The sequence below is a fragment of the Brevundimonas sp. FV1ye4L genome, from assembly GCF_058681255.1.
In genome coordinates this window covers 2168914-2190449 of record NZ_CM178734.1, presented here as the reverse complement: position 1 = coordinate 2190449, position 21536 = coordinate 2168914, and the positions used below count along the sequence as shown (strand labels likewise).

General features: G+C 68.3%; 23 protein-coding genes. 11 read left to right on the top strand and 12 right to left on the bottom strand.

Translation table 11 applies throughout. From position 1 onward, the window contains the following. The first annotated feature begins 97 nt into the window (after window positions 1-97). Together ACW17X_RS10605 and ACW17X_RS10600 are read left to right on the top strand one after the other, a co-directional pair. Window positions 98-1072, top strand: coding sequence for an alpha/beta fold hydrolase (locus ACW17X_RS10605; protein WP_492097212.1), 975 nt, complete (start codon window positions 98-100; stop codon window positions 1070-1072). Window positions 1073-1178: 106 nt separating this feature from the next. Then, the gene (locus tag ACW17X_RS10600) at window positions 1179-3263 is read left to right on the top strand and encodes a transglycosylase domain-containing protein (protein ID WP_492097210.1); all 2085 of its coding nucleotides are present in this window, start codon (window positions 1179-1181) and stop codon (window positions 3261-3263) included. Between the two features lie 188 nt (window positions 3264-3451). On the opposite strand, the gene ACW17X_RS10595 is transcribed toward ACW17X_RS10600, so the two are convergent. Both ACW17X_RS10595 and ACW17X_RS10590 read right to left on the bottom strand, forming a co-directional pair. After that, window positions 3452-4072: a M48 family metallopeptidase gene (locus tag ACW17X_RS10595; RefSeq protein WP_492097208.1), complete on the bottom strand. Its 621-nt coding sequence runs from the start codon at window positions 4070-4072 to the stop codon at window positions 3452-3454. Window positions 4073-4145: 73 nt separating this feature from the next. Next, the gene (locus ACW17X_RS10590; protein ID WP_492097206.1) at window positions 4146-5426 is read right to left on the bottom strand and encodes a polyhydroxyalkanoate depolymerase; all 1281 of its coding nucleotides are present in this window, start codon (window positions 5424-5426) and stop codon (window positions 4146-4148) included. A 184-nt stretch (window positions 5427-5610) separates the two neighbouring features. Between ACW17X_RS10590 and ACW17X_RS10585 the strand changes: the two genes are divergently transcribed. The 3 genes from ACW17X_RS10585 (at window position 5611) to ACW17X_RS10575 (ending at window position 7812) form a co-directional block, all read left to right on the top strand. Further along, window positions 5611-5967 (top strand): hypothetical protein, encoded by a 357-nt coding sequence (locus tag ACW17X_RS10585; protein ID WP_492097205.1) that lies wholly within the window; start codon window positions 5611-5613, stop codon window positions 5965-5967. Between the two features lie 62 nt (window positions 5968-6029). Next, entirely contained in the window at window positions 6030-7301 is a 1272-nt protein-coding gene (locus tag ACW17X_RS10580) for a hypothetical protein (protein WP_492097203.1), read from the top strand. A 169-nt stretch (window positions 7302-7470) separates the two neighbouring features. After that, window positions 7471-7812, top strand: coding sequence for a PilZ domain-containing protein (locus tag ACW17X_RS10575; RefSeq protein WP_492088636.1), 342 nt, complete (start codon window positions 7471-7473; stop codon window positions 7810-7812). A 2-nt stretch (window positions 7813-7814) separates the two neighbouring features. Here ACW17X_RS10575 and ACW17X_RS10570 read toward each other — a convergent pair whose 3' ends face one another. Both ACW17X_RS10570 and ACW17X_RS10565 read right to left on the bottom strand, forming a co-directional pair. Beyond that, window positions 7815-8678, bottom strand: coding sequence for a haloacid dehalogenase-like hydrolase (locus tag ACW17X_RS10570; RefSeq protein ID WP_492097202.1), 864 nt, complete (start codon window positions 8676-8678; stop codon window positions 7815-7817). 40 nt (window positions 8679-8718) lie between these two features. After that, on the bottom strand, window positions 8719-9246 hold the full coding sequence (locus ACW17X_RS10565) for an S-type pyocin family protein (RefSeq protein ID WP_492097200.1): 528 nt from the start codon (window positions 9244-9246) through the stop codon (window positions 8719-8721). A gap of 114 nt (window positions 9247-9360) precedes the next feature. Between ACW17X_RS10565 and coaBC the strand changes: the two genes are divergently transcribed. The 3 genes from coaBC to ACW17X_RS10550 are packed head-to-tail and all read left to right on the top strand — an operon-like array spanning window position 9361 to window position 11234. Continuing rightward, window positions 9361-10590 carry a bifunctional phosphopantothenoylcysteine decarboxylase/phosphopantothenate--cysteine ligase CoaBC gene (coaBC, locus tag ACW17X_RS10560; RefSeq protein WP_492097198.1) on the top strand — a complete coding sequence of 410 codons (1230 nt, stop codon included), beginning with the start codon at window positions 9361-9363 and terminating at the stop codon, window positions 10588-10590. Next, the gene (gene dut / locus ACW17X_RS10555) at window positions 10587-11045 is read left to right on the top strand and encodes a dUTP diphosphatase (protein ID WP_492097196.1); all 459 of its coding nucleotides are present in this window, start codon (window positions 10587-10589) and stop codon (window positions 11043-11045) included. The genes coaBC and dut overlap by 4 nt, the downstream gene beginning before the upstream one ends. 18 nt (window positions 11046-11063) lie before the next feature. Continuing rightward, entirely contained in the window at window positions 11064-11234 is a 171-nt protein-coding gene (locus ACW17X_RS10550; RefSeq protein ID WP_492097194.1) for a hypothetical protein, read from the top strand. A 41-nt stretch (window positions 11235-11275) separates the two neighbouring features. Here ACW17X_RS10550 and ACW17X_RS10545 read toward each other — a convergent pair whose 3' ends face one another. Next, complete coding sequence (locus ACW17X_RS10545; RefSeq protein WP_492097192.1) at window positions 11276-12214, bottom strand: DMT family transporter; 939 nt, start codon at window positions 12212-12214, stop codon at window positions 11276-11278. A gap of 143 nt (window positions 12215-12357) precedes the next feature. Between ACW17X_RS10545 and ACW17X_RS10540 the strand changes: the two genes are divergently transcribed. Then, window positions 12358-12723 carry a hypothetical protein gene (locus ACW17X_RS10540; protein ID WP_492041829.1) on the top strand — a complete coding sequence of 122 codons (366 nt, stop codon included), beginning with the start codon at window positions 12358-12360 and terminating at the stop codon, window positions 12721-12723. A gap of 227 nt (window positions 12724-12950) precedes the next feature. Here the strand turns inward: ACW17X_RS10540 and dapB are convergent, their stop codons facing one another. From dapB to dnaK, 3 genes are all read right to left on the bottom strand, one after another. Further along, window positions 12951-13700 carry a 4-hydroxy-tetrahydrodipicolinate reductase gene (dapB, locus tag ACW17X_RS10535; RefSeq protein ID WP_492097190.1) on the bottom strand — a complete coding sequence of 250 codons (750 nt, stop codon included), beginning with the start codon at window positions 13698-13700 and terminating at the stop codon, window positions 12951-12953. Then, window positions 13697-14899: a molecular chaperone DnaJ gene (gene dnaJ / locus ACW17X_RS10530; protein ID WP_492097188.1), complete on the bottom strand. Its 1203-nt coding sequence runs from the start codon at window positions 14897-14899 to the stop codon at window positions 13697-13699. Before dnaJ ends, dapB begins: the two co-directional genes overlap by 4 nt. A 173-nt stretch (window positions 14900-15072) precedes the next feature. Next, on the bottom strand, window positions 15073-16980 hold the full coding sequence (gene dnaK, locus ACW17X_RS10525) for a molecular chaperone DnaK (RefSeq protein WP_492097186.1): 1908 nt from the start codon (window positions 16978-16980) through the stop codon (window positions 15073-15075). Window positions 16981-17199: 219 nt separating this feature from the next. On the opposite strand from dnaK, the gene ACW17X_RS10520 reads away from it, so the two are divergent. After that, window positions 17200-17817 (top strand): alpha-ketoglutarate-dependent dioxygenase AlkB, encoded by a 618-nt coding sequence (locus ACW17X_RS10520; protein WP_492097184.1) that lies wholly within the window; start codon window positions 17200-17202, stop codon window positions 17815-17817. Window positions 17818-18000: 183 nt separating this feature from the next. Here the strand turns inward: ACW17X_RS10520 and ACW17X_RS10515 are convergent, their stop codons facing one another. Both ACW17X_RS10515 and ACW17X_RS10510 read right to left on the bottom strand, forming a co-directional pair. Further along, window positions 18001-18810: a siderophore-interacting protein gene (locus ACW17X_RS10515; RefSeq protein WP_492097182.1), complete on the bottom strand. Its 810-nt coding sequence runs from the start codon at window positions 18808-18810 to the stop codon at window positions 18001-18003. Next, window positions 18807-19439: a PadR family transcriptional regulator gene (locus ACW17X_RS10510; RefSeq protein WP_492097180.1), complete on the bottom strand. Its 633-nt coding sequence runs from the start codon at window positions 19437-19439 to the stop codon at window positions 18807-18809. The genes ACW17X_RS10515 and ACW17X_RS10510 overlap by 4 nt, the downstream gene beginning before the upstream one ends. A 53-nt stretch (window positions 19440-19492) precedes the next feature. On the opposite strand from ACW17X_RS10510, the gene ACW17X_RS10505 reads away from it, so the two are divergent. After that, a complete protein-coding gene (locus tag ACW17X_RS10505; RefSeq protein ID WP_492097178.1) occupies window positions 19493-20296 on the top strand; it encodes a dienelactone hydrolase family protein in 804 nt (267 codons plus the stop codon). 6 nt (window positions 20297-20302) lie between these two features. Here the strand turns inward: ACW17X_RS10505 and ACW17X_RS10500 are convergent, their stop codons facing one another. Together ACW17X_RS10500 and ACW17X_RS10495 are read right to left on the bottom strand one after the other, a co-directional pair. Continuing rightward, a complete protein-coding gene (locus ACW17X_RS10500; RefSeq protein WP_492097176.1) occupies window positions 20303-20767 on the bottom strand; it encodes an OsmC family protein in 465 nt (154 codons plus the stop codon). A 14-nt stretch (window positions 20768-20781) separates the two neighbouring features. Beyond that, a complete protein-coding gene (locus ACW17X_RS10495; RefSeq protein WP_492097174.1) occupies window positions 20782-21489 on the bottom strand; it encodes a GNAT family N-acetyltransferase in 708 nt (235 codons plus the stop codon). Between the last annotated feature and the right edge of the window lie 47 nt (window positions 21490-21536).

Sequence of the window (21536 nt, the reverse complement as noted above, 5' to 3'; positions counted from 1 at the left end):
ACAGAGGGAGGCGGGGTCTGTCCTCCTGGAGCACGTAGAGAACTTTACAAAACAAAGTACAGGCGGCATAAGAGCCGTCTCACAGGGGAGTTTCGCCATGTTTCGCGCCTTAGGTCTCGCCGCCATGCTGTTCATCGCCTCGGCCGTCCAGATTCCGGCTCGGGCTCAAGCCCAGGACGGGCATGGGACCCATCCCGAGGCCGGCCACGGTCATCATCACGCGCAGTTCGCCTCCGACCGCATCCACGTCCGGGTGGACGGGGATATGGACGGGCGCGACATCATCCTGATCCCCGGCCTCAGCTCGTCGCCTGAGATCTGGCAGGGGACGGTGGATCACCTGACGGCCCAGGACGGCGTCGGCTGGCGCGTCCATCGCATCCACGTCCAAGGCTTCGCCGGCGCTCCGGCTGAAGGCAACGCCCAGACGGGCGCGACGCCGACCCCGGTGGCCGCCCCGGTCGCCGAGGAGATCGCCCGCTATATCGCCGAACAGGGTCTGGAGAAGCCCGCGGTGGTTGGCCATTCGATGGGCGGGACCATCGGCCTGATGCTGGCCGCGCGTCATCCCGACAGCGTCGGCAAGCTGATGGTGGTGGACATGATCCCCTTCATGGGCGCGATGTTCGCGCCGCCCGGCGCTTCGAACGAGGCGATCACCACGATGGCCGATCAGGTCTACGCCGGCATGGCCAATGTTTCCCGCGCAGAGTACGACCAGCGCGCGACAGTGTCGCTCACGGGCATGATCGCGACCGAAGGTTTGCGGGCCGGCCCTCTGGAAGACAGCCGCACGAGCGATCAGAAGGTCTCGGCCGCCGCCTTTCGCGAACTGATCGTGACAGATCTGAGGCCTGAATTGTCCCGTATCGTCGCCCCGACCGAGGTGATGTACGTCAAGTTCAACGATCCGCGCATGACGCCCGAGATTACCGATCAGATTTTCCGCAGCAGCTTCGCCAACCTGCCCGGCGTGACCCTGAAACGGATCGACGACAGCGCCCATTTCATCATGCTGGACCAGCCCCAGGCCTTCTACGGCGAACTGGACGCCTTTCTTTCGGCGAAATAGCCGCTCACGCTGGCGTGAAGTGAGCGGAGCCGTTTCGGCGGCGGTTCATACGGGGTACACATCCGTAGGGCTAATCCCGCCGATGCGCGGTTCTTGAGGATATTCGATGGCGGGTCCAGGGTTCGGGGGCGGACAACAGGGCGGCGCAAAGCCGGCTCGCACGCGGCTGCAACAGGCGCTCTACTGGGGCGCCGTGCTGGCCGTCTGGGGGCTGATCTTCCTGGTCGTCTTCTTCGCCGTGTTTGCGCGCGGCCTGCCGGACACCTCGACCCTGTATAATGTCGATCGTCAGCCCTCGATCACCTATCTGGACCGCAACGGCGCTCTGATCGCCACCCGGGGCACCCAGATGGCGCCGCCCGCCGATCTGGACGCCCTGCCCGACTATGTGCCGGCCGCCTTCATCGCCATCGAGGACCGGCGCTTCTATCACCACCCCGGTTTCGACCCCATCGGCATGATGCGGGCGGTGGCGACCAATATGCGCGCCGGCCGGGTGGTGCAGGGCGGATCGACCCTGACGCAGCAGCTGGCCAAGAACCTGTTCCTGACGCCCGACCAGAATATGCGCCGCAAGGTGCAGGAGCTGATGCTGGCGGTCTGGCTGGAGATGAAATTCTCCAAGAAGGAGATCCTGGCCCTGTATCTGAACCGGGTCTATTTCGGCGCCGGCGCCTATGGGATCGAGGCGGCGTCGCAACGCTATTTCGACAAGTCGGCCAAGGATCTGACCGTCGGCGAGGCCGCGCTTCTGGCCGGGCTGCTGAAGGCGCCGTCGCGCTATTCGCCCGTGTCCGAGAGCGAGCGGGCCGCCACCCGCGCCACCGTCGTGCTGAACGAGATGGAAGAGGCCGGGGTCATCACCGCCGCCCAGCGCGAGGAGGCCGTGACCCAGCCGATCATCGTGTCGCGCACCCTGGCGACCCAGCACGCCCAGTATTTCATCGACTGGCTGGACCAGTCGATCCGCGGCCTGGTCGGCGAACCGACCGAGGACATGGTGGTCGAAACCACCCTGGACCTGACCCTACAGACCGCCGCCGAACGTTCGGTGCGCCGCATCCTGAACCGCGACGAGGGCAAGGGCGTGGAACAGGCGGCCCTGGTGGCCCTGGACGGCGACGGCCGTGTGCGGGCCATGATCGGCGGCGGCTCCTATGCCGACAGCCAGTTCAACCGCGCCGTCGAGGCGCGTCGCCAGGCGGGCTCGGCCTTCAAGCCCTTCGTCTATCTGGCGGCGGTCGAGGCCGGCTATACGCCCCAGACCCCGGTGGTCGATCAGCCGATCACCATCGGCAACTGGTCGCCGAAAAACTATTCCAACACCTTCAGCGGAAACATGACCCTGGCCCAGGCCGTGGCCCAGTCGACCAATACGGTGGCGGCCTATGTCGCCGACCAGATCGGGCGCGACAGCGTGGCCCGCGCCGCGCGCCGCCTGGGCATCGAAAGCCGGATCGGTCTGGAGCCGGCCATGGCCCTGGGCGCCGTCGAGGTTTCGCCGCTGGAGATGGCCACCGCCTATGACGCCTTCTCGAACGGCGGCCGCCGGGTCGAGGCCTATGGCATCAGCCGCATCCGCACCCCCCAGGGCCGGGTCATCTATCAGCGGGCCAGCGGCCAGAACGGCCAGGCGATCAATAATCCGTCTCTGTATTACATGAACGAGATGCTGCGCGGGGTCATGACCTCGGGCACCGGGCGCAGTGCGGCCATCGCCGGGCGCGACCTGGCGGGCAAGTCGGGCACGACCTCGGACTATAAGGACGCCTGGTTCGTCGGCTACACCGGCGGCTTCGTCACCGCCGTCTGGGTGGGCAAGGACGACAATACCGCCATGCGCGGCGTGACCGGCGGCTCTTCGCCCGCCGCCATCTGGAAGGGCTTCATGGAGGCGGCTCTGCCGCGCCTGAACGCGCCCCGCATCCCCGACGGTCCGGCCATGCCCGAGGGTTGGGTCGCGCCCGATCCGGTCGGCGACCTGATGTCGGGCATCGGCGAGGACGGTCTGCCGATCGAACCGGCGGATCCCACGGGCGGCGACCCCTATGCTGAGGAGCCGGGCCAACCGGTTCAGCCGACGCAGCCCGCCGTCCGCCCGACCCCCCAGCCGGCGCCGCGCGATCCGCCGAACCAGCAGCCGGAAGGCCGCCAACCGGCCGAGAAACGCAGCGACCCGCTGTTCTTCTGATCCTTCGGGGAAGCCCCCACAGACCTTCCCCCGCTTGCGGGGGAAGTGTCAGCTCGTCGAGCGGAGCGAGACGGCTGACGATGGGGGAAGTCTTCTTGTTCAAGCAAGACTCCCCTCTCCGACCCTGGTCCGCTGCGCGGACGCCGGGCCACCTCTCCCGCAAGCGGGAGAGGGTCTGGATGAGGCGCCTACCGCCCCACGGCGTGCAGCGCCGCGCCATAGTCCTTCAGCCATTTGCGCCAGGGCTTATGATCCCCCACCAGCCGTTCGACCACCGACCAGAAGGCCGGGCTGTGGTCGGCGTGGACCAGGTGGGCGACCTCGTGGGCGGCTAGGTAGTCGATGACCGGGGGCGGGGCCATGATCACCCGCCAGGAATAGCGGATGGTGCGGTTATGTGGGCTGCACGAGCCCCAGCGCGAGCGGGTGTCGGCGATGGAGACCGTGACCGGCGTCTGGCCCAGGGCGCGCAGATGGTGGTCGGTGCGGGCCAGAAGCGTGTCGCGCGCCTCGCGCTTCAACAGGTTCTCGACCCGACGGGCATAGGCCTCGCCCTCGCCGCCCGAGCGGATGACGGTCCCGTCCTCGACCAGACGCGCCGCGCCGGCGCCGGGCGTCGCCTCCAGCCGCACGGGCCTGCCGCGCAGGGAGATGACCTGGCCCGGCTGCAACGGCCGTCCCTTGGGCCGCACCGCCAGACGTTCGGAGATCCAGACGGACTTTGACCGGGCGAAGGCCACGGCCTGGACCAGGCCGCGCTCGGTCGGGGCGATCACCACCGCCTCGCCGGCGCGCGCGTCGATCCGCACCGACAGGCGCCGCGCGCGGGGATTGACGGATAGTCGCAGCGTAGGGCCGGAACCGGGTTCCGAACCCCCTTCGTCAAGCGGCAGCCGCTGACCGTTGCGGTACGCCAAGGCGGGCCTCGTTCTGGGCGATGAAGTCGCGAACGCGAGGATAGATCTCCTCGCGGAAACGGCGACCGTTGAAGACCCCGTAATGGCCTACGCCGGGCTGGACGTACAGCACCCTCTGGTCGTCGGGGATGCTGGAACACAGGCCGTGCGCCGCCTGGGTCTGGCCGACGCCGGAGATGTCGTCCTTCTCGCCCTCGACCGTCATCAGGCCGATGTCTCTGATTTTCGTCAGATCGACCTTGCGGCCGCGATGCTCCAACAGGCCGCGCGCCAGCAGATGCTGCTGGAAGACGATGTCGATGGTCTGGAGGTAGAATTCCTCGGTCAGATCCAGCACCGACAGATATTCGTCATAGAACTCTTCGTGCTTGTCGACCCCGTCGCCGTCGCCGTCGATCAGGCTGTTGAAATAGTCCCAGTGGGCGTCGCGGTGGCGCGCCTCGTTCATCGACATGAAGCTGTAGAGCTGGACGAAGCCGGGATAGACCCGCCGCCCGAAGCCCGCATACGGCAGGGGCACGGTGTGGATCATGTTCGACCGGAACCAGGTGAAGGGCTTCTCCTCCGCCAGCTGGTTGGTCACGGTTGGCGACAGGCGGGCGTCGATGGGCGAGCCCATGAAGGTCATGGAGGCGGGGCGGTTCTCGTCGCCGTCCTCGGCCATCACCGCCCCGGCCGCCAGCACCGGCGGTCCCGGTTGGCAGACCCCGACCACATGGGCCCGGCCGCCGATCTCGGCCAGCATCCGGCGGACGTGGTTGATATAGTCGAAGAAGTCGAACCGGCCTTCCAGCACCGGCACCTGACGGGCGTTGATCCAGTCGGTGACGTAGACGTCGTGGTCCTGAAGAAACGCCTCGACCGTGCCGCGCAACAGGGTGGCGTAGTGGCCCGACAGGGGGGCGACGATCAGGACGGCCGGACCGGAGGCCGGCTTTCCGGCCCGCTTCAGGTCGCCGATGTTGCGGGCGAAGCGGACCAGGCGGCACCAGGGGCTCTGCCAGATCACCTGTTCGACGGTGCGGACGGACTTGCCGCCGATGTCGATCGTCTCCAGCCGCCAGTCCGGCTTGCCGTAGCGGCGGGTGACGCTCTCGAACAGTTCGGCCGAGGCGTAGGCGGTGCGGCCCACCGCGGTATCGGACGCCGGGTTGAAGGGCGAAGACCAGAATCGCCGGGCCATCTGGGCCCCGACCCGGAACGGCAGGGCCGACTGGTAGGCGAGTTCGTGAAACGCGTAGAGCATGGCGATCCATTACTGCGCCGGGCGCGCCCGGCGACCTTTTGCTGCACAGCAGCATACAGGGTTTCCGGTAAATCGGCAGTTATTCGCAATCCCGACCAATTGCCGCTCGGGTTCGACCTTCTCGCGGCCGCGCGAACGTGGTCAGATAAGCGCGATGTCCGGGGGGACGTCGATGGAGCCTTAGATGTTGGTCGCCCTGACCCTCGCCAGCCTGCTGACGCAGACCGTCCCAAATGCGGGCCCAAATCCGGCAGTCGGCCTCGTCTCCTACGAGGAGGCGGTGCGTTGCGCCGGCCTGACCCAGGCCGCGTCCGAACTGGAAGGCGGCGAAAGCACGGAGGGACAGCGCCTCTATGACGCCGCCCTGTTCTGGACGCTGGCGGCCATGCAGGCCGGCACCGCCGCAGGCAAGCCCGCGCCGGCGGCCGAGGCCGACCAGACCCGCGCCCGGATCGACGCCGTGCGCCGCCTGAACGCCGACGCCCCCGCTGCGCGCGCGGCCCTGCAACGCTGCCTCCAGAAGACACCCGATCTCAACTGAACAATCATCCTTAAGGCCAGGCTGAACCCCGATGACGGCGTCGCGTTTGCAATGGAACCCTCATGGGACGCACCAGCCGTCCCGAACCGGGATTTAAAGGCGCCCAGCGTATGTTCGAGTTCGGCCGTGACCTTCGCAAACTCTTCTCTCAGGCCCGCGAGAGCGAGGATCTGGGCTGGGTCGAGCTGATCGGCGTCGATCTGCTGGCGGCCGAGGCGCGTCGGGAAGCCACCGACGCCGGCCGGGTCTCCTGCAACCGCCCGTTCGAGACCGAACGTCGCGCCGCCGCCCTGTGGCGCGAACACGCCCGGCGTAGCGGCGCCGCCGACAGTCTGGACCGGGCCGAACGCTGCGCCGACAGCCTGACGCGCGCCGCCGTGGGTGAGGCCCAGAGCGCCGGCGCCGCCGTCGAGAAGGCCCAGGTCCTGATGCTGAGATTCGACCTGTGCGGCGACCCCGCCCATCTGGACCGCGCTCTCGCCGTCTTGGCGGGGGTTGCTCCGACGCGCCGGTCCGCCGTTTCCGGCGAACTGTCCGCTGTTCATTCACGCGTCAAGGCCCGTCAGGCGCGGCTGTCCGGCGACCCCGCCGCCCTGATGGACGCCGCCGCCCTGATGGACATGGCCCAGCACGAGGCCGGCGCGGGGGATGTGGACCTGCGGCTGGACCGTGCAGGCCTTGCTTTGGAGACCGGGGTCATCAAGCGTGACGCCCGCCTGCTGGACCAGGCCGGACGCGATCTCGGCGTTCTGGTCGAGGCCGCCTCCCCCGATTATCGCCCCCTGACCCGCGCCCGGGCCCTTGCCCTGTGCGGGGCGGGCCTGTCGGCCCTGGCGGCCGTGGCCGGCCACGCCGAGGCCCAGGACCAGGGCCGGATGATGTTCGACGCCGCCGCCGACCAGTTCACGCCGGACCACAGCCCGCTGGACTGGGCCGTGATCCAGGTGCTGCGGGCGGGGGACGACGCCACGCCGCTGATGCTGCTGAACCAGGCCGAGGCCCTGACCCAGGGGCGCGGCCTGATCGTCGGCGCCCTGGTGCGCGAGCGCCGCATGTCCCGTGAAATCGCTCTGGCCGAGGCTGTGCGCGACCTCGCCGGACTGGATCTGCTGGAAGACCGCCTGCGCCGCCGCCTGGTCGGCGCCGCGCCGCTGGACTGGGCCGCCGACCAGATCGGGCTGGCCGACCTGGCCCTGGCCCGCCATCGTCTGGGCGGCCCCGCGCCCCGCCACCTGAACCTGATCCTGAACGAGGCCGCAGCCACGGCCAACGAAATGGGCGTGCCGGTCCTGGCCGAGCGGGCCGGCGTGCTGCTGTGGAAGTCGAGCCTTTAAGCCTGATCGGCTGATGAGGTGTCGCGGCGCGGTCTGTCCGAAACAATCCGGCTCCAGCCCCCTCTCTTCCTGAGGCGCTCAAACTCGGCTACCGGCATGGACAGCCGTTTCGAGCGGCGAAGTTCGACGGCGTACCCTGTATCGCCGATGCGTGTTGCGAGGCCTGAGCATGTTTGGATCCAAGCCCGCTTCCGCCGCTGATCGACGCGGCGAACCACGCAGATCGGTCAATGCGCGAGGCGTGGTGTGCGCGACGGGGCTCGAGACCGCCTGTCTGATCGTAGATCTGTCGAGCTCGGGCATGCGGCTGAGGCTCGACCGGGGCGCGGCCTTGCCGTCCGATGTGGTGGTCGTCGATGTCGCCGAAGCCGTGGCCTATCCGGCGACCGTGGTCTGGCAGAAGGGGCAGGAGGCGGGCCTGAAACAGACGGGCGCCAGATCCCTGCGCGGCCTCGCGCCCGCCAGGTTGATCGGCGCCCGCGACGCCTGGCTGCGCGCCGGGGGGCGTTAGACTTACATCCCCGCCGGCATGGCGCCGGCGTTGATGGCGATGCGGCCGACCAAGCCCTTGACGATCAGGTCCAGGGCCGAGCCTTCGCGATAGTCGGCGGCGGCGACAAAATTGACCCGGTCTTCCGAGATCAGGGAATAGACCTTCTTCTGATCCTTCTCGTTCGAGCGGGGATCATAGACGGCGATCGAGAAGCCGCCCTTGGTGTGCATCATCTTCATGGTCGGCACGTCGGTGTCGCCGTCGCCGATGAAGATCATCCGCTCGAACGGCACCGGCCGCTGGTCGTCGGGGATGAAGTGGTTGATCCGCTCGTGCTCCCAGTGGTTCTTCACCCCCTTGTTGATGCGGAACAAATACTGGGTCTTGGTGGTGTAGTTGACGCCCACGGCGGGCCAGGCAGCCTCGCCCTTTTCGTCATAGACGTAGTGGGAGGCGAAGACGTGGTTCAGGGCGGGGCGGATCGGCGTGCCGTCGATCATCTCCTCCAGCCCGGCTGAGACGATATAGTGTTCGATCTCCAGCCCGTAGCGCGCCCCAAAGGCGTTCATCCGGTCGAACCAGCTGAGGTCCTTGAGGCCTTCGAACAGGGCCACGGCCTCGCCGTGCCGCCGCAGGGTCTCGCGCGTCACCGGCGCCCCGTTCTGGCGCGCGTGGTGGAGCATCAGTTGCATATACATCAGGATGCCGTCGCCGTCGGCGTCCTTGGTCAGGCGCTCGGCCTCGCCCCAGAAGGCGCCGATGTCCATGCCCACGGAGGGGATGAAGCTGACCTCCTGCATATTGCCGCGCGCCAGGGTGCCGTCGAAATCATAGATCAGCGCCGTCTTCAGCAGCGGCTTTTGGCCAGAGGGGGCGTCGGACATCGGGCGGGCTCCAGAGCGGGGTCGGACCCCGCCCTCTATATCAGCCGGCGTCCTGCGTCGATTGCCGCCTCTGGCCGAAGGTCGGGGCCGCGCTCTTCTGTTCGGCCCAGTAGTCGGCGCCCGTGGTCGGCTTGAACATGGTGCGGGGCGTGCCGTCGCGCGCCGCCACGGCGAAGGTGTTGGTCGAGGCCTGATAGATCAGGGTGTCGCCATTGGGCCGTTTCACCGTCTCGGCGTCGCGCGGCGGCTTGGTGGTGAAGGCCGTGACCTTGTCGAGATAGTCCCCGGCCGAGGTCGCGCCGAAATCAGCGCCGTTGCGGTCGTAGAGGCGGGCGATCTTGGCGTCGACGGTCTCGCGCCGGCCGGTGGTCAAGACCGGCTTGGGCTGGGCCGCCGACGAGCCGTCCGCAGTTTCCGTCGCGGTCATGGCCAGGCCGATGGGCGCGGCCTCGGCCGTCCGGTCCCGCGTCTGCACCGCCGAGGCGTTGTCGCAGGCCGCCAGCCCCATCATCATCAGCCCCGCCGCCGCCAGAGCCATCGCCGCGCGCTGTCGCTGGTTCGCAATCATCCCCGCCCCTCCATCAAATACCCGTCTGACGCGATACAAGCACAACCTTTATGTTCCTGCAATGTTCTTTTCCACCGTCTCGACGGCGTCGCGTGGGGCCGCTAGACCGAGGTCATGGACAGTCGCCCCCTCTCGAACCGCAAAATCCTGCTGATCGTCGGCGGCGGCATCGCGGCCTATAAGGCGTTGGAGCTGGTGCGGCTGATCGCCAAGGCGGGCGGACAGACGCGGGTGATCCTGACCGAATCCGGGGCTGAGTTCGTGACGCCGCTGTCGCTGGCGGCGCTGAGCGGCCATCCGGTGCGGTCGGGCCTGTTCCACCCCGACGACGAGACCAGCATGGGTCATATCGAGCTGTCGCGCTGGGCTGATCTGGTGGTCGTGGCGCCGGCGACGGCCGGTCTGATCGCCAAGGCGGCGAACGGTTTAGCCGACGACCTGGCCTCGACCACATTGATCGCGACCGACAAGCGGGTGTTGCTGGCGCCGGCGATGAATGTGCGGATGTGGGAGCATCCGGCGGTCCAGGCCAATATGGAACGGCTGAAGGCCTTCCCAGGCTTCCACGGCGTGGTTGTGGCGGGCCCGGACGACGGCGAGATGGCCTGCGGCGAATATGGGCCGGGCCGGATGGCGGAACCGGCGGCGATCCTGGAGGCCATTCAGGGCTTGCTGACGGGCGCGGCCGGACGGCCTCTCGCAGGCCGAAAAGCGGTGGTCACGGCGGGGCCGACCTTCGAGCCGATCGACCCGGTGCGGGGCCTGACCAATCGCTCCAGCGGCAAACAGGGCTACGCCATCGCCGCCGCACTGGCCGAACTGGGGGCGGAGGTGACCCTCGTGTCGGGGCCGACGGCCCTGGGCGCGCCGGTCGGGGTGACGCGGATCGACGTGGAGAGCGCGCTGGAGATGCAGGCGGCGACCCAGGCCGCCTTGCCGGCCGACATCGCCGTGCTGTCCGCCGCCGTCGCCGACTGGCGCGTGGACACCATCGCCGGCGGCAAGATCAAGAAGGGGCCGGGCGGCCCGCCGACCCTGGCCTTGATCGAGAACCCCGACATCCTGGCCGGGATCGCCGCGCCGGGCCCGAACCGGCCGACCCTGGTGATCGGCTTCGCCGCCGAGACCACGGACCTGGAGGCCAATGCCCGCGCCAAGCTGTCGCGCAAGGGCTGCGACTGGATCATCGGCAACGACGTGTCCGACGACGTCTTCGGCTCGGACGGCAACGCCGTGCTGCTGGTCACCGCCGACCAGACCGAAAGCTGGCCCCGCCAATCCAAGACCGCGATCGCCCAGGCCGTCGCGGCCCGTGTCGCCGACCATTTCAAGAGCGTCCAATGACCACCGAGACCGCCATCCAGATCCTGCGCCTGCCCCATGCCGAGGGCCTGCCCCTGCCGGCCTACGAGACGGCGGGATCGGCCGGGATGGACCTGCGCGCGGCCGTGCCGGAAGACCAGCCGATGACCCTGGCGCCGGGCGCCCGCGCCCTGGTGCCCACGGGCCTGAAGATCGCCCTGCCGCTGGGGTTCGAGGCCCAGGTGCGGGCGCGCTCGGGCCTGGCGCTGAAGCACGGCATTATCTGCCCAAATGCGCCGGGCACCATCGACAGCGACTATCGCGGCGAATGCGGCGTGATCCTGGCCAATATCGGCGCCGAGCCCTTCGTCATCCGTCGCGGCGAGCGCATCGCCCAGCTGGTGATCGCCAAGCACGAACGCGCCGACTGGGTCGAGGTCGAGGAACTGGACGAGACGGCTCGCGGCGCGGGCGGGTTTGGATCGACGGGGCGGTAGGGAGAGGAAAGCGCTGCGATGGGGAAGTCAGGACTCTGGTCGCTGATCGCCAGACGCACCGTCTTCTGGCTGGCCATAATGACGCCGCTGAACATTGCGGCCCATCTGATCACCGGATCAGGCGCGCCGTGGGTGATCCTGCCTATCGCGGCCCTCTTCCTTACGCTTGGCATGGCTGCGCTGACCTGATCGGCCAGAACGGCGTGGAGGTATTGGCGTTTCCTCGCCCCCTAAACCGGCGGGGCGGTCGTCTGTATCAGGGCGTCCTTGCGGCGGACGTGTTCGCGCCAGGCGGTGTAGAGGCCGCTGGCGGCGATGAGGGCGGCGCCGGCCAAGGTGTTGGCGCTGGGCGTGGCGTGCATCAGCCACCAGCCGAAGACGATCGCGCCGACGATCTGGAGATAGTCGAAGGGGGCCACGACCGCGACCGGGGCGGCGCGCAGCGAGGCCGTCATGAACAGCTGGGCCAGCCCCCCGGCGATACCCGAGCCGATCAGCAGGCCGAAGGTGGCCGGGGCGTGCATCCGGCCGACGAAGACCAGTAGGATCGCCCCCACTACGGACGACGCGGCGAAGAACCAGAAGACGATGGCGGCGACATGTTCGGTGTCGCGCAGCTGGCGCAGGGTGATGGTCACGCCCGCCGTCAGCAGGGCGCCGGCCAGGGCGAAACCGATCCCGACCAGGGGCACGGCGTGGCCCCCGTCTCCGGAGATCAGGGCCACGGGCCGCATGACGACGACCACCCCGATAAAGCCGACCGCCACGGCGGCCCAGCGGCGCGGCCCCACCGCCTCCTTCAGGATCAGGAAGGACAGCAGGGTGGCGAAGATGGGCGAGGTGAAGCTGAGCGTCGTGGCGTCGGCCAGCGGCAACAGGGTCAGGGTCTGGAACAGGCAGAGAATGGAGACGATGCCCAGGGCGCTGCGCCCCGCCAGAGCCCAGGGGCGGCGGGTCGTCAGACCGGCCAGGCCGCCGGGCTGGGTCAGCACCCAGATCACCACGACCGGCAAACCGAAGAAGGCGCGGTAGAACAGCATTTCGGCCGCCACGACCCCGTCGAACGAGGCCAGTTTCAGCGTCGCCGTCATGATCGAAAAGGCGCCCGCCGCCGCGATCCTGAGCGCGATGCCGCCGGCGATGTCTTCGACGCTGGTACGGGCCTTCATATCGTCCTGTAGATCCTGCGACCGGGCTGCGGGGCCGGGGGTGTCATGCAAGGGAGCCTTTAAGCACGAACGGCGTTAACCGTTACGAACCGTCCAAGCTTGGCCGGAACGTTTTTCCAATTTCTTTTTGCAGGAGTGACGACGTGGAAAATCTGATCGATCAGATCGGCGACTTCCTGAGCGGAATCGCGGGTCTGGCCAGCGCCGGCTTCGACGGCGTCAACCAGGTGATGGGGCTGATCATCGCCATCATCGCCGCTCTGCTGATGGTGGATTGGCGGTCGCTGGCCTCGACGGCGCTGGGCGCGACCCTGGTGCATCTGATCGTGCTGGCGATCCTGCCGGTGCTGAACGGGGGCGAGTTCGCCCTGCCGGCGATCCTGACGGTCGGTTTCTGGATGACGGCCCTGGCGCTGTTCCTGGGCTATGCCATCGTCATCGCCATCTTCTTCTTCATCAAGACGCTGTTGACGGGGACTGCGTTCGGGCGACGTCGGGTCGTGCATTGATACTTGGGCCTACCGCGCTTCGCCCGACTTGAGGCCGGAAGGGCCCCCATCTCCGTCATCCTCGGACTTGACCGGAGGATCTGCTGCTCAGCCGCACATACGGCGGGGGCTGTTCCCCATCGTATGATCGCGCTGACGGTCTGGCCCTCGGGTCAAGCCCAAGGGTGAGGATGGTGAGATGCGCTCAAGCAGTGAGCGACCGCGCCGCGAGCGAAGCGCCCCAAAAATCAAGCCTGACGGAAGCCCAGCACGTCTTGCATGTCGTACAGGCCGGGTCGGCGCGTGCGGACCCAGGCGGCGGCGGCGACGGCGCCCTTGGCGAACAACGCCCTGTCGATCGCGGAATGGCTGAGGGTCAGGACTTCGTCCTCGGAGGCGAACAGGACCGTGTGTTCGCCGACGATGCCGCCAGCGCGGATCGAGGAGAAGCCGATCTTGCCGCTCTCGCGTTCGCCCTGAACGCCGTCATAGGGAGCGGAGCGGATCTCGGCCAGGTCGGTGAACCGGCCCTCGGCGGCGGCCTCGCCCAGCATCAGGGCGGTGCCGGATGGGGAATCGACCTTGCGGCGGTGGTGGGCCTCGGTGATCTCGATGTCCCAGTCCTGGGCGTCCAGACGTTGGGCCGCGTGCTGGACCAGGCCGATCAGGATGTTCACGCCTAGCGAGAAGTTGCCGCTCTTGACGATGGCGATCTTCTCAGCGGCCTTCATCAGCTCGGCCTCCTGCTCCGGTGTGAAGCCGGTGGAGCCGATGACCAGGGCCGGGCCGCCGCGCGCGGCCGCACCCTGGGCCAGGGCCAGGGAGGCGTCGGGCGTCGAAAAATCGATGATCACGTCGCACAGCGAGATGTCGGCCGTCTCGCCCCAGTCGAAGCGGGCGGCGACGACCACGTCTTCACGGGCGTCCAACACCTGAGACACCGCACGACCCATCCGGCCGCGATAGCCGGAAATGCCGGCGTGGAAGATTGCGCTCAAGCCGCGTTCTCTTTCGACCCGTCCGCATCCTGATTGCCCAGAATGTCGGCCCAGAAGCGCTTCGCCTTTCCGGCGAAGCTGGAGTTGCGTGGGTTCTGCCCCTCGCCGAACGACAGGGCAAGCTCTTGCAGCAATTCCTTCTGACGAGGCGTCAGGTCGGCGGGAGTCTCGACGAACAGTTCGACAACCAGATCGCCGCGCGCGCGGCCGTTCAGATGGGGCATGCCCTTGCCCTTGATCCGGACGGTCTTGCCGGTCTGGGCCCCGGCGGGCACGGCGACGGACGCCTTGCATTTGCCGTCGCAGGCCTCGGACACCAGGCAGGGGGCGTCGATCTCGCCGCCCAGGGCCGCGACGGTCATGGGAACCGGCACGGTGACCAGCAGATCCAGGTTGTCGCGTTCGAACAGGTCGTGCGGCGTCACCGACAGGAAGACATAAAGATCGCCGCGCGGGCCGCCGCGCTGACCGGCGTCGCCCTCGCCCGACAGGCGGATGCGCGAGCCGTCGTCGACGCCGGCCGGGATCTTCAGGTTCAGGGTGCGGGTCTTGCGGACCTGGCCGTGGCCGTGACAGGTGGTGCAGGGATCGGCGATCATCTGGCCCGCGCCGTGGCAGCGGGGGCAGGTCCGCTCGACCTGGAAGAAGCCGTTGGCCTGGCGCACGCGGCCGGCGCCGTTGCAGGTGGTGCAGGTGACCGGTTTGGTGCCCGGCTTGGCGCCCGAGCCTTCGCAGGTCTCGCAGGTCAGGGTGGCGGGAATATCGATCTCGACCTCGGCGCCCTTGTAGGCCTGTTCGAGGCTGATCTCGAGGTCATAGCGCAGGTCCGAGCCGCGACGCGGTCCGCCCTGCTGGCCCCGGCCGGCCTGGCGCCCGCCGAAGGCGTCCCCGAAGGCGTCGCCGAACACCTGGGAGAAGATGTCGTTGATGTCCGAGAAGCCTTGCTGGCCCTGACCGAAGCCGCCGCCTGCGCCGCCGTTGACCCCTGCGTGGCCGAACCGGTCATAGGCCGCGCGCTTCTGATCGTCCGACAGGACCGTATAGGCCTCGGAGATTTCCTTGAACTGGGCCATCGACTCTTCCGAGCCGCCGTTGCGGTCCGGGTGATGGATCATGGCCAGTTTGCGGTAGGCCGATTTCAGACCGGGCGCGTCGATCGTGCGTTCGACGCCCAGTATCTCGTAATAATCACGCGCCATCGGGCGTCAGTCCTCATTACTTCCCCTGCCGCCCGCCCTGAACCTCTGCGGGTTCTGGGCAAGACGGTGTCCCGGCTGACATGGGGGCCGGAACGAATGATGCAAGTTTCATGAAAAGACCCCGCCTATCGCAAGACAAGCGGGGCCGTATCATTTCGCCGACCTGTTGCGGATCAGGCGCTCTTCTTTTCGTCGCCGTCGGCGTCCGAGACGTCCTCGAACTCGGCGTCGACCACGCCGTCGTCAGCCGGGGCGGCGTCGCCTTCGCCGGCGCCCTGTTGCTGGGCGTACATGGCTTCACCCAGCTTCATCGAGGCCTGGACCAGGGTGTTGGTCTTGGCGCGGATGTCTTCGGCGTCCGTGCCCTCGCGGGCGGTCTTCAGCTCGGTCAGACCGGTCTCGATCGCCGTCTTGACGTCGGCCTCGACCTTGTCGCCGTGTTCGGCCAGGGCCTTTTCGGTCGAGTTGATCAGGCTGTCGGCGGCGTTCTGGGCCTCGACCAGGTCCTTGCGGACCTTGTCGGCGGCGGCGTTGGCCTCGGCTTCCTTGACCATCTTGTCGATGTCGGCGTCCGACAGGCCGCCGTTGGCCTGGATGCGGATCGACTGTTCCTTGTTGGTCGCCTTGTCCTTGGCCGAGACGTTGACGATGCCGTTGGCGTCGATGTCGAAGGCGACCTCGATCTGCGGCATGCCGCGCGGCGCCGGCGGGATGCCCATCAGGTCGAACTGACCCAGCATCTTGTTGTCGGAAGCCATCGGACGCTCGCCCTGGAAGACCCGGATCGTCACGGCCGACTGGTTGTCGTCGGCGGTCGAGAAGGTCTGGCTCTTCTTGGTCGGGATGGTGGTGTTGCGCTCGATCAGGGGCGTGAAGACGCCGCCCAGGGTCTCGATGCCCAGGGTCAGGGGCGTCACGTCCAGCAGCAGCACATCCTTGACGTCGCCTTGCAGAACCCCGGCCTGAACGGCGGCGCCCAGGGCCACGACTTCGTCAGGGTTGACGCCCTTGTGCGGCTCCTTGCCGAAGAAGGCCTTCACGGCCTCCTGCACCTTGGGCATGCGGGTCATGCCGCCGACCAGGACGACTTCGTCGATATCCGAGGCCTTCAGGCCCGCGTCGGCCAGGGCCTTCTTGCACGGCTCGATGGTGCGGGCGACCAGGTCGTCGACCAGGGCTTCCAGCTTGGCGCGCGACAGTTTGATGTTCAGGTGCAGCGGGCCAGAGGCGTTCATGGTGATGAACGGCAGATTGACCTCGTACTGGGTCGTGGAGCTGAGCTCCTTCTTGGCCTTTTCCGCCTCTTCGCGCAGGCGCTGGAGGGCCAGCTTGTCCTGGCGCAGGTCGACGCCCTGTTCCTTCTTGAACTCGTCGGCCAGATAGTCGGCCAGGCGCACGTCGAAGTCCTCGCCGCCCAGGAAGGTGTCGCCGTTGGTCGACTTCACCTCGAAGACGCCGTCGCCGATCTCCAAGATCGAGACGTCGAAGGTGCCGCCGCCCAGATCGTAGACGGCGATCTTCTGGCCTTCGTTCTTCTCGAGGCCATAGGCGAGCGCGGCCGCAGTCGGCTCGTTGATGATGCGCAGGACTTCAAGCCCGGCGATCTTGCCGGCGTCCTTGGTGGCCTGGCGCTGGCTGTCGTTGAAATAGGCCGGGACGGTGATGACGGCCTGGGTGACCTTCTCGCCCAGATAGGCCTCGGCGGCCTCCTTCATCTTGATCAGGGTGAAGGCCGAAATCTGTTGCGGCGAATAGTCCTTGCCGTGGGCGCGGACCCAGGCGTCGCCGTTCGGGCCCTTGACGATCTCATAGGGCACCATGCCCTTGTCCTTCGCCACGACGGGGTCGTCGAAGTTGCGGCCGATCAGGCGCTTGATGGCGAAGAAGGTGTTGGCGGGGTTGGTGACGGCCTGACGCTTGGCGGGCTGACCCACCAGGGTCTCGCCGCCGTCCTGAAGGGCGACCACAGACGGGGTGGTGCGGGCGCCTTCGGCGTTTTCGATAACCTTGGGGGCCTTGCCGTCCATGACGGCCACGCACGAGTTGGTGGTGCCGAGGTCGATGCCGATAATCTTGGCCATGGGCGTACTATTCTCTCCGTATGGCGGGCGATGCGGCGGCCTTCGACGAAGCGCCGCGCGTGACCGCCCCCTGTGGGTTGGCGTGATGGATGCCGGATAGCCCCAAACTTCTCGGGGTTTCTCCGAAGCTGGCCCCGATATGGGAAAGTCCCATAGGCCTGCAAGGGCGTTCTGCGATTCAGCGATGCGGCGGAACCGGTTTTCGCGCAGGATGAGGCGATGTCCGCGATTTTAGAGGTCAAAACCACCGTCGAGGGCTTTCGCCTGTGGCCCGGCGCTCTGGACGCCCAGGCCCAGGTCGAACTGGTCGAGGCGGTGTTCGTGCGGCTGGAAGAGGGCCCCTTTTACCAGCCACAGACGCCGGGCGGGCGGCCGTTTTCGGTGCGGATGAGCAATTTCGGGCCGCTGGGCTGGGTCTCGGACCGGGGCGGCTATCGCTATCAGGCGACGCATCCGGAGACGGGGCGGGCGTGGCCGGATATTCCGCCGGTGTTGCTGGACCTTTGGGACGCGACGGTCGGCGGCCCCCGGCGGCCGGACGCCTGTCTGGTCAATCTGTACCGCGAGGGGGCGAAGATGGGCCTGCACCAGGACAAGGACGAGGCCGATCTGGGCGCGCCGGTCCTGTCCGTCTCGCTGGGCGACGCGGCGATGTTCCGCATCGGGCCGGTCGAGGGCGGTCGCACCACGACGCTGCGACTGGACAGCGGCGACGTCTGCGCCCTGACGGGACCGGCGCGACTGGCCCGGCACGGGATCGACCGTGTGCTGGAGGGCTCGTCGCGCCTGATCCCTGGCGGCGGGCGGCTGAACCTCACGCTGCGGGTGGCGGGTTAGCCCCTCTTCTTTCGTCATTCCGGGCGAAGGGCCGCTTGGCCCGAAGACCCGGAACCCAGCGGCGCGTGAGAGCGCGACACTGTCGCGGACTCGGTCTCCAACAGCGGCGAAGCGGACAGATTTTGCCTTTGGCGCCGCTGGGTTCGGGTCTCCGCTACGCTACGCCCGGAATGACGGAAGATATTAGTCCTCGATGACTTCGTGGGCGCCCGCGCCGCCCAGCCGCCAGTATCCGGCCGCCTTCATGGACTTGGCCGAAAAGCCGAGAGCCAGCACGCGCGTCCGCAGGGCCTTGGCCACGGCGGATTCGGCGGCGATCCAGACATAGGCGTCCTGCGGGCTAACCCCGGTCAGGGCCGTGTCGAGCGCGGCAAGCAGGGTCTCGGCCCGGCCGCGCGGGGCGCCGTCGCGGACGGCCCAGGTCACGGCGAGTTCCGCGGCGCTGTCGAAGGCCAGGGTCGAGTCTGCGTTCGCGACCTCGACCACCACATGGGCGCGGACGCCGGCGGGCAGTTCCTCCAGACGACGGGCGATGGCGGGCAGGGCCGTCTCGTCGCCGATCAACACATGGTCGGCGAAGGCGGTGGGGACGATGAACGACCCGCGCGGCCCTCCGACGCCCAGGACCGAGCCGACCCCGGCCGCCATGGCCCATTCGGTCGCCGGACCGCCGTGGCCGACGACAAAGTCCAGCGTCAGGCGGCGGGCGGCGGCGTCATAGGCGCGGGGGGTGTAGTCGCGCGCCACGGGACGGGGCTCGGGAAAGACCGGACCGTCGGGCCCCACCGTCGGCAGGACCGGCGCCTGGCCCTCGGCGATCGGGAAGATCTTCACATGGTCGTCGAAGCCCAGGGAGACGAAGCCGTCCAGATCCGCCCCCTCCAGCACGATACGGCGATAGGCCGGGGTCAGATCCTGGACCGACGCCACGGTCAGGGTGCGGAACTTCAGTTCGTGCCGTACGCGCCGGGGGATGCGCAGGGCGTCGGTCATGCCTGGTCCACCTTGTCGGCGGCCTCGGCCAGGATGGCGGCGATGGCCTGGACCTGGGCCTCGGTCAGGGCGGTCTCGCCCGTCAGACGGCCGTGGATCGTGTGGCGCAGGCGGCCGATGGCGTCCTGGATGGCGGTCGGACGCAGGGCGCGGGCGGCGAACTTGTCCATCGTCGCCTCGGCGGCGCGCAGGATCGCCGCGTTTTCGGCCAGCAGGGCGCGGCCGGCCTCGGTGATCGAATACAGTTTCTTGCCGCCCTGGGCCTCGGACTCCAGCGCGCCCATCTCCTCCAGCAGGGTCAGGCTGGGGTAGATGACGCCGGGGCTGGGCGAATAGGCGCCGCCCAGCCGGGTCTCGACCGCCTTGATCAGTTCGTAGCCGTGGCTGGGCTTGTCCGCGATCAGCGACAGCAGGACCCAGCGCAGGGTTCCGTGGTCGAACAGGCGCGCGCCGCCGCCGCGTCGGCCGTGGCCGGGACCGCGCCCCTCGCCGCCTTCCCAGCCCGGCCCGAAGCCTGCGCCGCGTCCGCCGCGCATCCCGCGCCCGAAGCCATGACCGAAACCGCCGTGGCGGCCGTGTTTTTCGCCGCATCCGTCGCGGCGGCCTTGAAAGATCCCCTTGGACCTCATGATCGATTCCTTTTCGATATATCTATTCTTGAGAGATTAGATATATCTGAATAATGAAATGCGCAAGGGGGGTGGTCTTCTTCGGCGCGGTGCGGCGTAAATCGGGAATGGACGATCTGAAGCGCCGCTGGGCCCGCCTCGAACCCCATCTGACCGTTGTTGGACCCGACGACGACCGGCCCCGGCCGGCGGTGCTGCTGTTCCACGGCTGCGGCGGTTTGCGCGATCACCTGCCCCGCTACGCCGAGGCGGCCAAGGCGGCCGGCTGGCGGGCCTTTATCGTCGACTCCTACGGCCCGCGCGGCTGGGGCCGGGCCTTCACCCTGTCGGCGGTCTGCACCGGCCTGGCCTTCCGGGGATACGAACGGGGCGGCGACGTGCTGGCGGCCATCCAGGGGATTTCGGCCCGACCGGATGTTGACGCGACCCGGCTGACCCTGGCCGGCTGGAGCCACGGCGGCTGGTCGATCATGGAGATGATGAGCGCCGACCCCGCGCCGAATACGATGGGCGTGGCCGATCCCGGCGCGGCCGACCTGTCGGGCGTCCGGGCCGTCTGGCTGGCCTATCCCTATATCGGTCCGTTCGCCTTCAACCGGATGAAGCCCTGGCGGCATTGCCCCAAGGTGCTGGCCGTGACCTGCAAGCGCGATCACCTGACCACGGTGCGCAACGCTGAAATGGTCAACGCCATGATCCGCAACTGCGGCGCCGAGGTCGAAAGCTGGGTCGCCGCCGGCACCCACGCCTTCGACGAACCGACCAACAACGGCCCGATGCGCCACGACCCGGACCTGACCGAAGACTCCCTGCGCCGCTTCCGCGCCTTCCTGACGGACGTTGTCCCGAACGTCTGAAGGGGGTCAGCCTATGGTCGCCTCGATGGTGATGTCCGCGCGCACCGAATGGGCCATTTCGCAATGTTCGTGGGCGGAATGGTGCAGGGCGTCCAGCTCGGCCTGGTCAGGCTGGCGGCCGGAGAAGGCGGTCACCGGGCGGAGGGCGACGCGGGCGAGATACCGGGCGCCCGCCGCGTTCTTGTCCAGTTCGCCGGAGGCCGCGTCGCGATAGGAATCGACCACCAGACCCGCGTTGGCGGCGAAGGCCAGGAACCACAGCATGTGGCAGCTGGACAGGGAGGCGACCATCGCCTCCTCCGGATCGACCGCCGAGGCGTCCGACAGGGGCACGGGCACGCCGGAGGGCGACGACGATCCGGAGACCACCGCCCCGCCGTCGAAGCTCCAGCTGTGGGCGCGGCTGTAGCGCTTGTCCGTGAAGGGCTGCTCGCCCCGCATCCATTCGATGGTCGCCCCGTGCGCGCTCATGGCCCGTCTCCCTGTCAGTCGGCCAGGATCGTATAGACCATCGGCGCCCGAACCTCGAAGCCCAGCGAACGGTAAAAGGCGATGGTCGTCTCATGATCGGCGAAGGCGTGCAGGAAGGCGGCCTCGCCCGAGGCGTGGATTTCGCCGACCACCGCGCGCGACAGGGCGGCCGCATAGCCCTTCCCCCGGTGGTCGGGGTGGGTGCAGACCCCGCTCAGCTCGGTGAAGCCGTCCACACGCAGACGGCGGCCGGCCATGGCGACCAGTTGGCCGTCCTGTTTCACCCCGATGAAGGGACCGAGTTCGCGGGTTCTCGAGCGGAAGGGGCCGGGCCGGGTCAGGGTGGCCAGGGCCAGCATGGCCGGGGCGTCTGCTGGGGTCAGGGTCTCGAAGGCGAGGCTCGGCACCCTGGCCGGCGCCTTGCCCGGCGTCAGCGCGACAGAGGTCATCTGCACCAGGCCGATGCGGCGATCCAAGGCGATTCCGTCCGGCAGGACGTCGACCATGGGTCCGTCGGCGTGCTCGACCAAGCCCGCGCCCGGATGCAGGCGGGCGAGTTCTGTCAGGCGGGCGCGGCTTTCGCGAGAGTCGTCAGCGGCCGACAGGAAAACCCCCACCTCGGGATCGATGCGCACGGCGCGTGCGTCGGAATCCGGCGTCGTGAACGACGACAGCCGCGTCGTCAGGCCGTTCCAGACGGCGCGATCGAGGGGATGGCTCATGGTCGGGCTTCTAACCCCGGCGTCGCGGCGGCGGAACCGGTCGCTGT

Coding starts and splice junctions, on each gene's coding strand:
- ACW17X_RS10520 (WP_492097184.1), top strand. CDS start 17,200: ATGTCCGCGATTTTAGAGGTCAAAACCACCGTCGAGGGCTTTCGCCTG.
- ACW17X_RS10605 (WP_492097212.1), top strand. CDS start 98: ATGTTTCGCGCCTTAGGTCTCGCCGCCATGCTGTTCATCGCCTCGGCC.
- ACW17X_RS10550 (WP_492097194.1), top strand. CDS start 11,064: ATGGGGAAGTCAGGACTCTGGTCGCTGATCGCCAGACGCACCGTCTTC.
- ACW17X_RS10575 (WP_492088636.1), top strand. CDS start 7,471: ATGTTTGGATCCAAGCCCGCTTCCGCCGCTGATCGACGCGGCGAACCA.
- ACW17X_RS10515 (WP_492097182.1), bottom strand. CDS start 18,810: ATGACCGACGCCCTGCGCATCCCCCGGCGCGTACGGCACGAACTGAAG.
- ACW17X_RS10510 (WP_492097180.1), bottom strand. CDS start 19,439: ATGAGGTCCAAGGGGATCTTTCAAGGCCGCCGCGACGGATGCGGCGAA.
- ACW17X_RS10580 (WP_492097203.1), top strand. CDS start 6,030: ATGGGACGCACCAGCCGTCCCGAACCGGGATTTAAAGGCGCCCAGCGT.
- ACW17X_RS10570 (WP_492097202.1), bottom strand. CDS start 8,678: ATGTCCGACGCCCCCTCTGGCCAAAAGCCGCTGCTGAAGACGGCGCTG.
- dut (WP_492097196.1), top strand. CDS start 10,587: ATGACCACCGAGACCGCCATCCAGATCCTGCGCCTGCCCCATGCCGAG.
- ACW17X_RS10495 (WP_492097174.1), bottom strand. CDS start 21,489: ATGAGCCATCCCCTCGATCGCGCCGTCTGGAACGGCCTGACGACGCGG.
- dnaK (WP_492097186.1), bottom strand. CDS start 16,980: ATGGCCAAGATTATCGGCATCGACCTCGGCACCACCAACTCGTGCGTG.
- ACW17X_RS10600 (WP_492097210.1), top strand. CDS start 1,179: ATGGCGGGTCCAGGGTTCGGGGGCGGACAACAGGGCGGCGCAAAGCCG.
- ACW17X_RS10500 (WP_492097176.1), bottom strand. CDS start 20,767: ATGAGCGCGCACGGGGCGACCATCGAATGGATGCGGGGCGAGCAGCCC.
- ACW17X_RS10565 (WP_492097200.1), bottom strand. CDS start 9,246: ATGATTGCGAACCAGCGACAGCGCGCGGCGATGGCTCTGGCGGCGGCG.
- ACW17X_RS10590 (WP_492097206.1), bottom strand. CDS start 5,426: ATGCTCTACGCGTTTCACGAACTCGCCTACCAGTCGGCCCTGCCGTTC.
- ACW17X_RS10585 (WP_492097205.1), top strand. CDS start 5,611: ATGTTGGTCGCCCTGACCCTCGCCAGCCTGCTGACGCAGACCGTCCCA.
- ACW17X_RS10545 (WP_492097192.1), bottom strand. CDS start 12,214: ATGAAGGCCCGTACCAGCGTCGAAGACATCGCCGGCGGCATCGCGCTC.
- ACW17X_RS10505 (WP_492097178.1), top strand. CDS start 19,493: ATGAAATGCGCAAGGGGGGTGGTCTTCTTCGGCGCGGTGCGGCGTAAA.
- coaBC (WP_492097198.1), top strand. CDS start 9,361: ATGGACAGTCGCCCCCTCTCGAACCGCAAAATCCTGCTGATCGTCGGC.
- dnaJ (WP_492097188.1), bottom strand. CDS start 14,899: ATGGCGCGTGATTATTACGAGATACTGGGCGTCGAACGCACGATCGAC.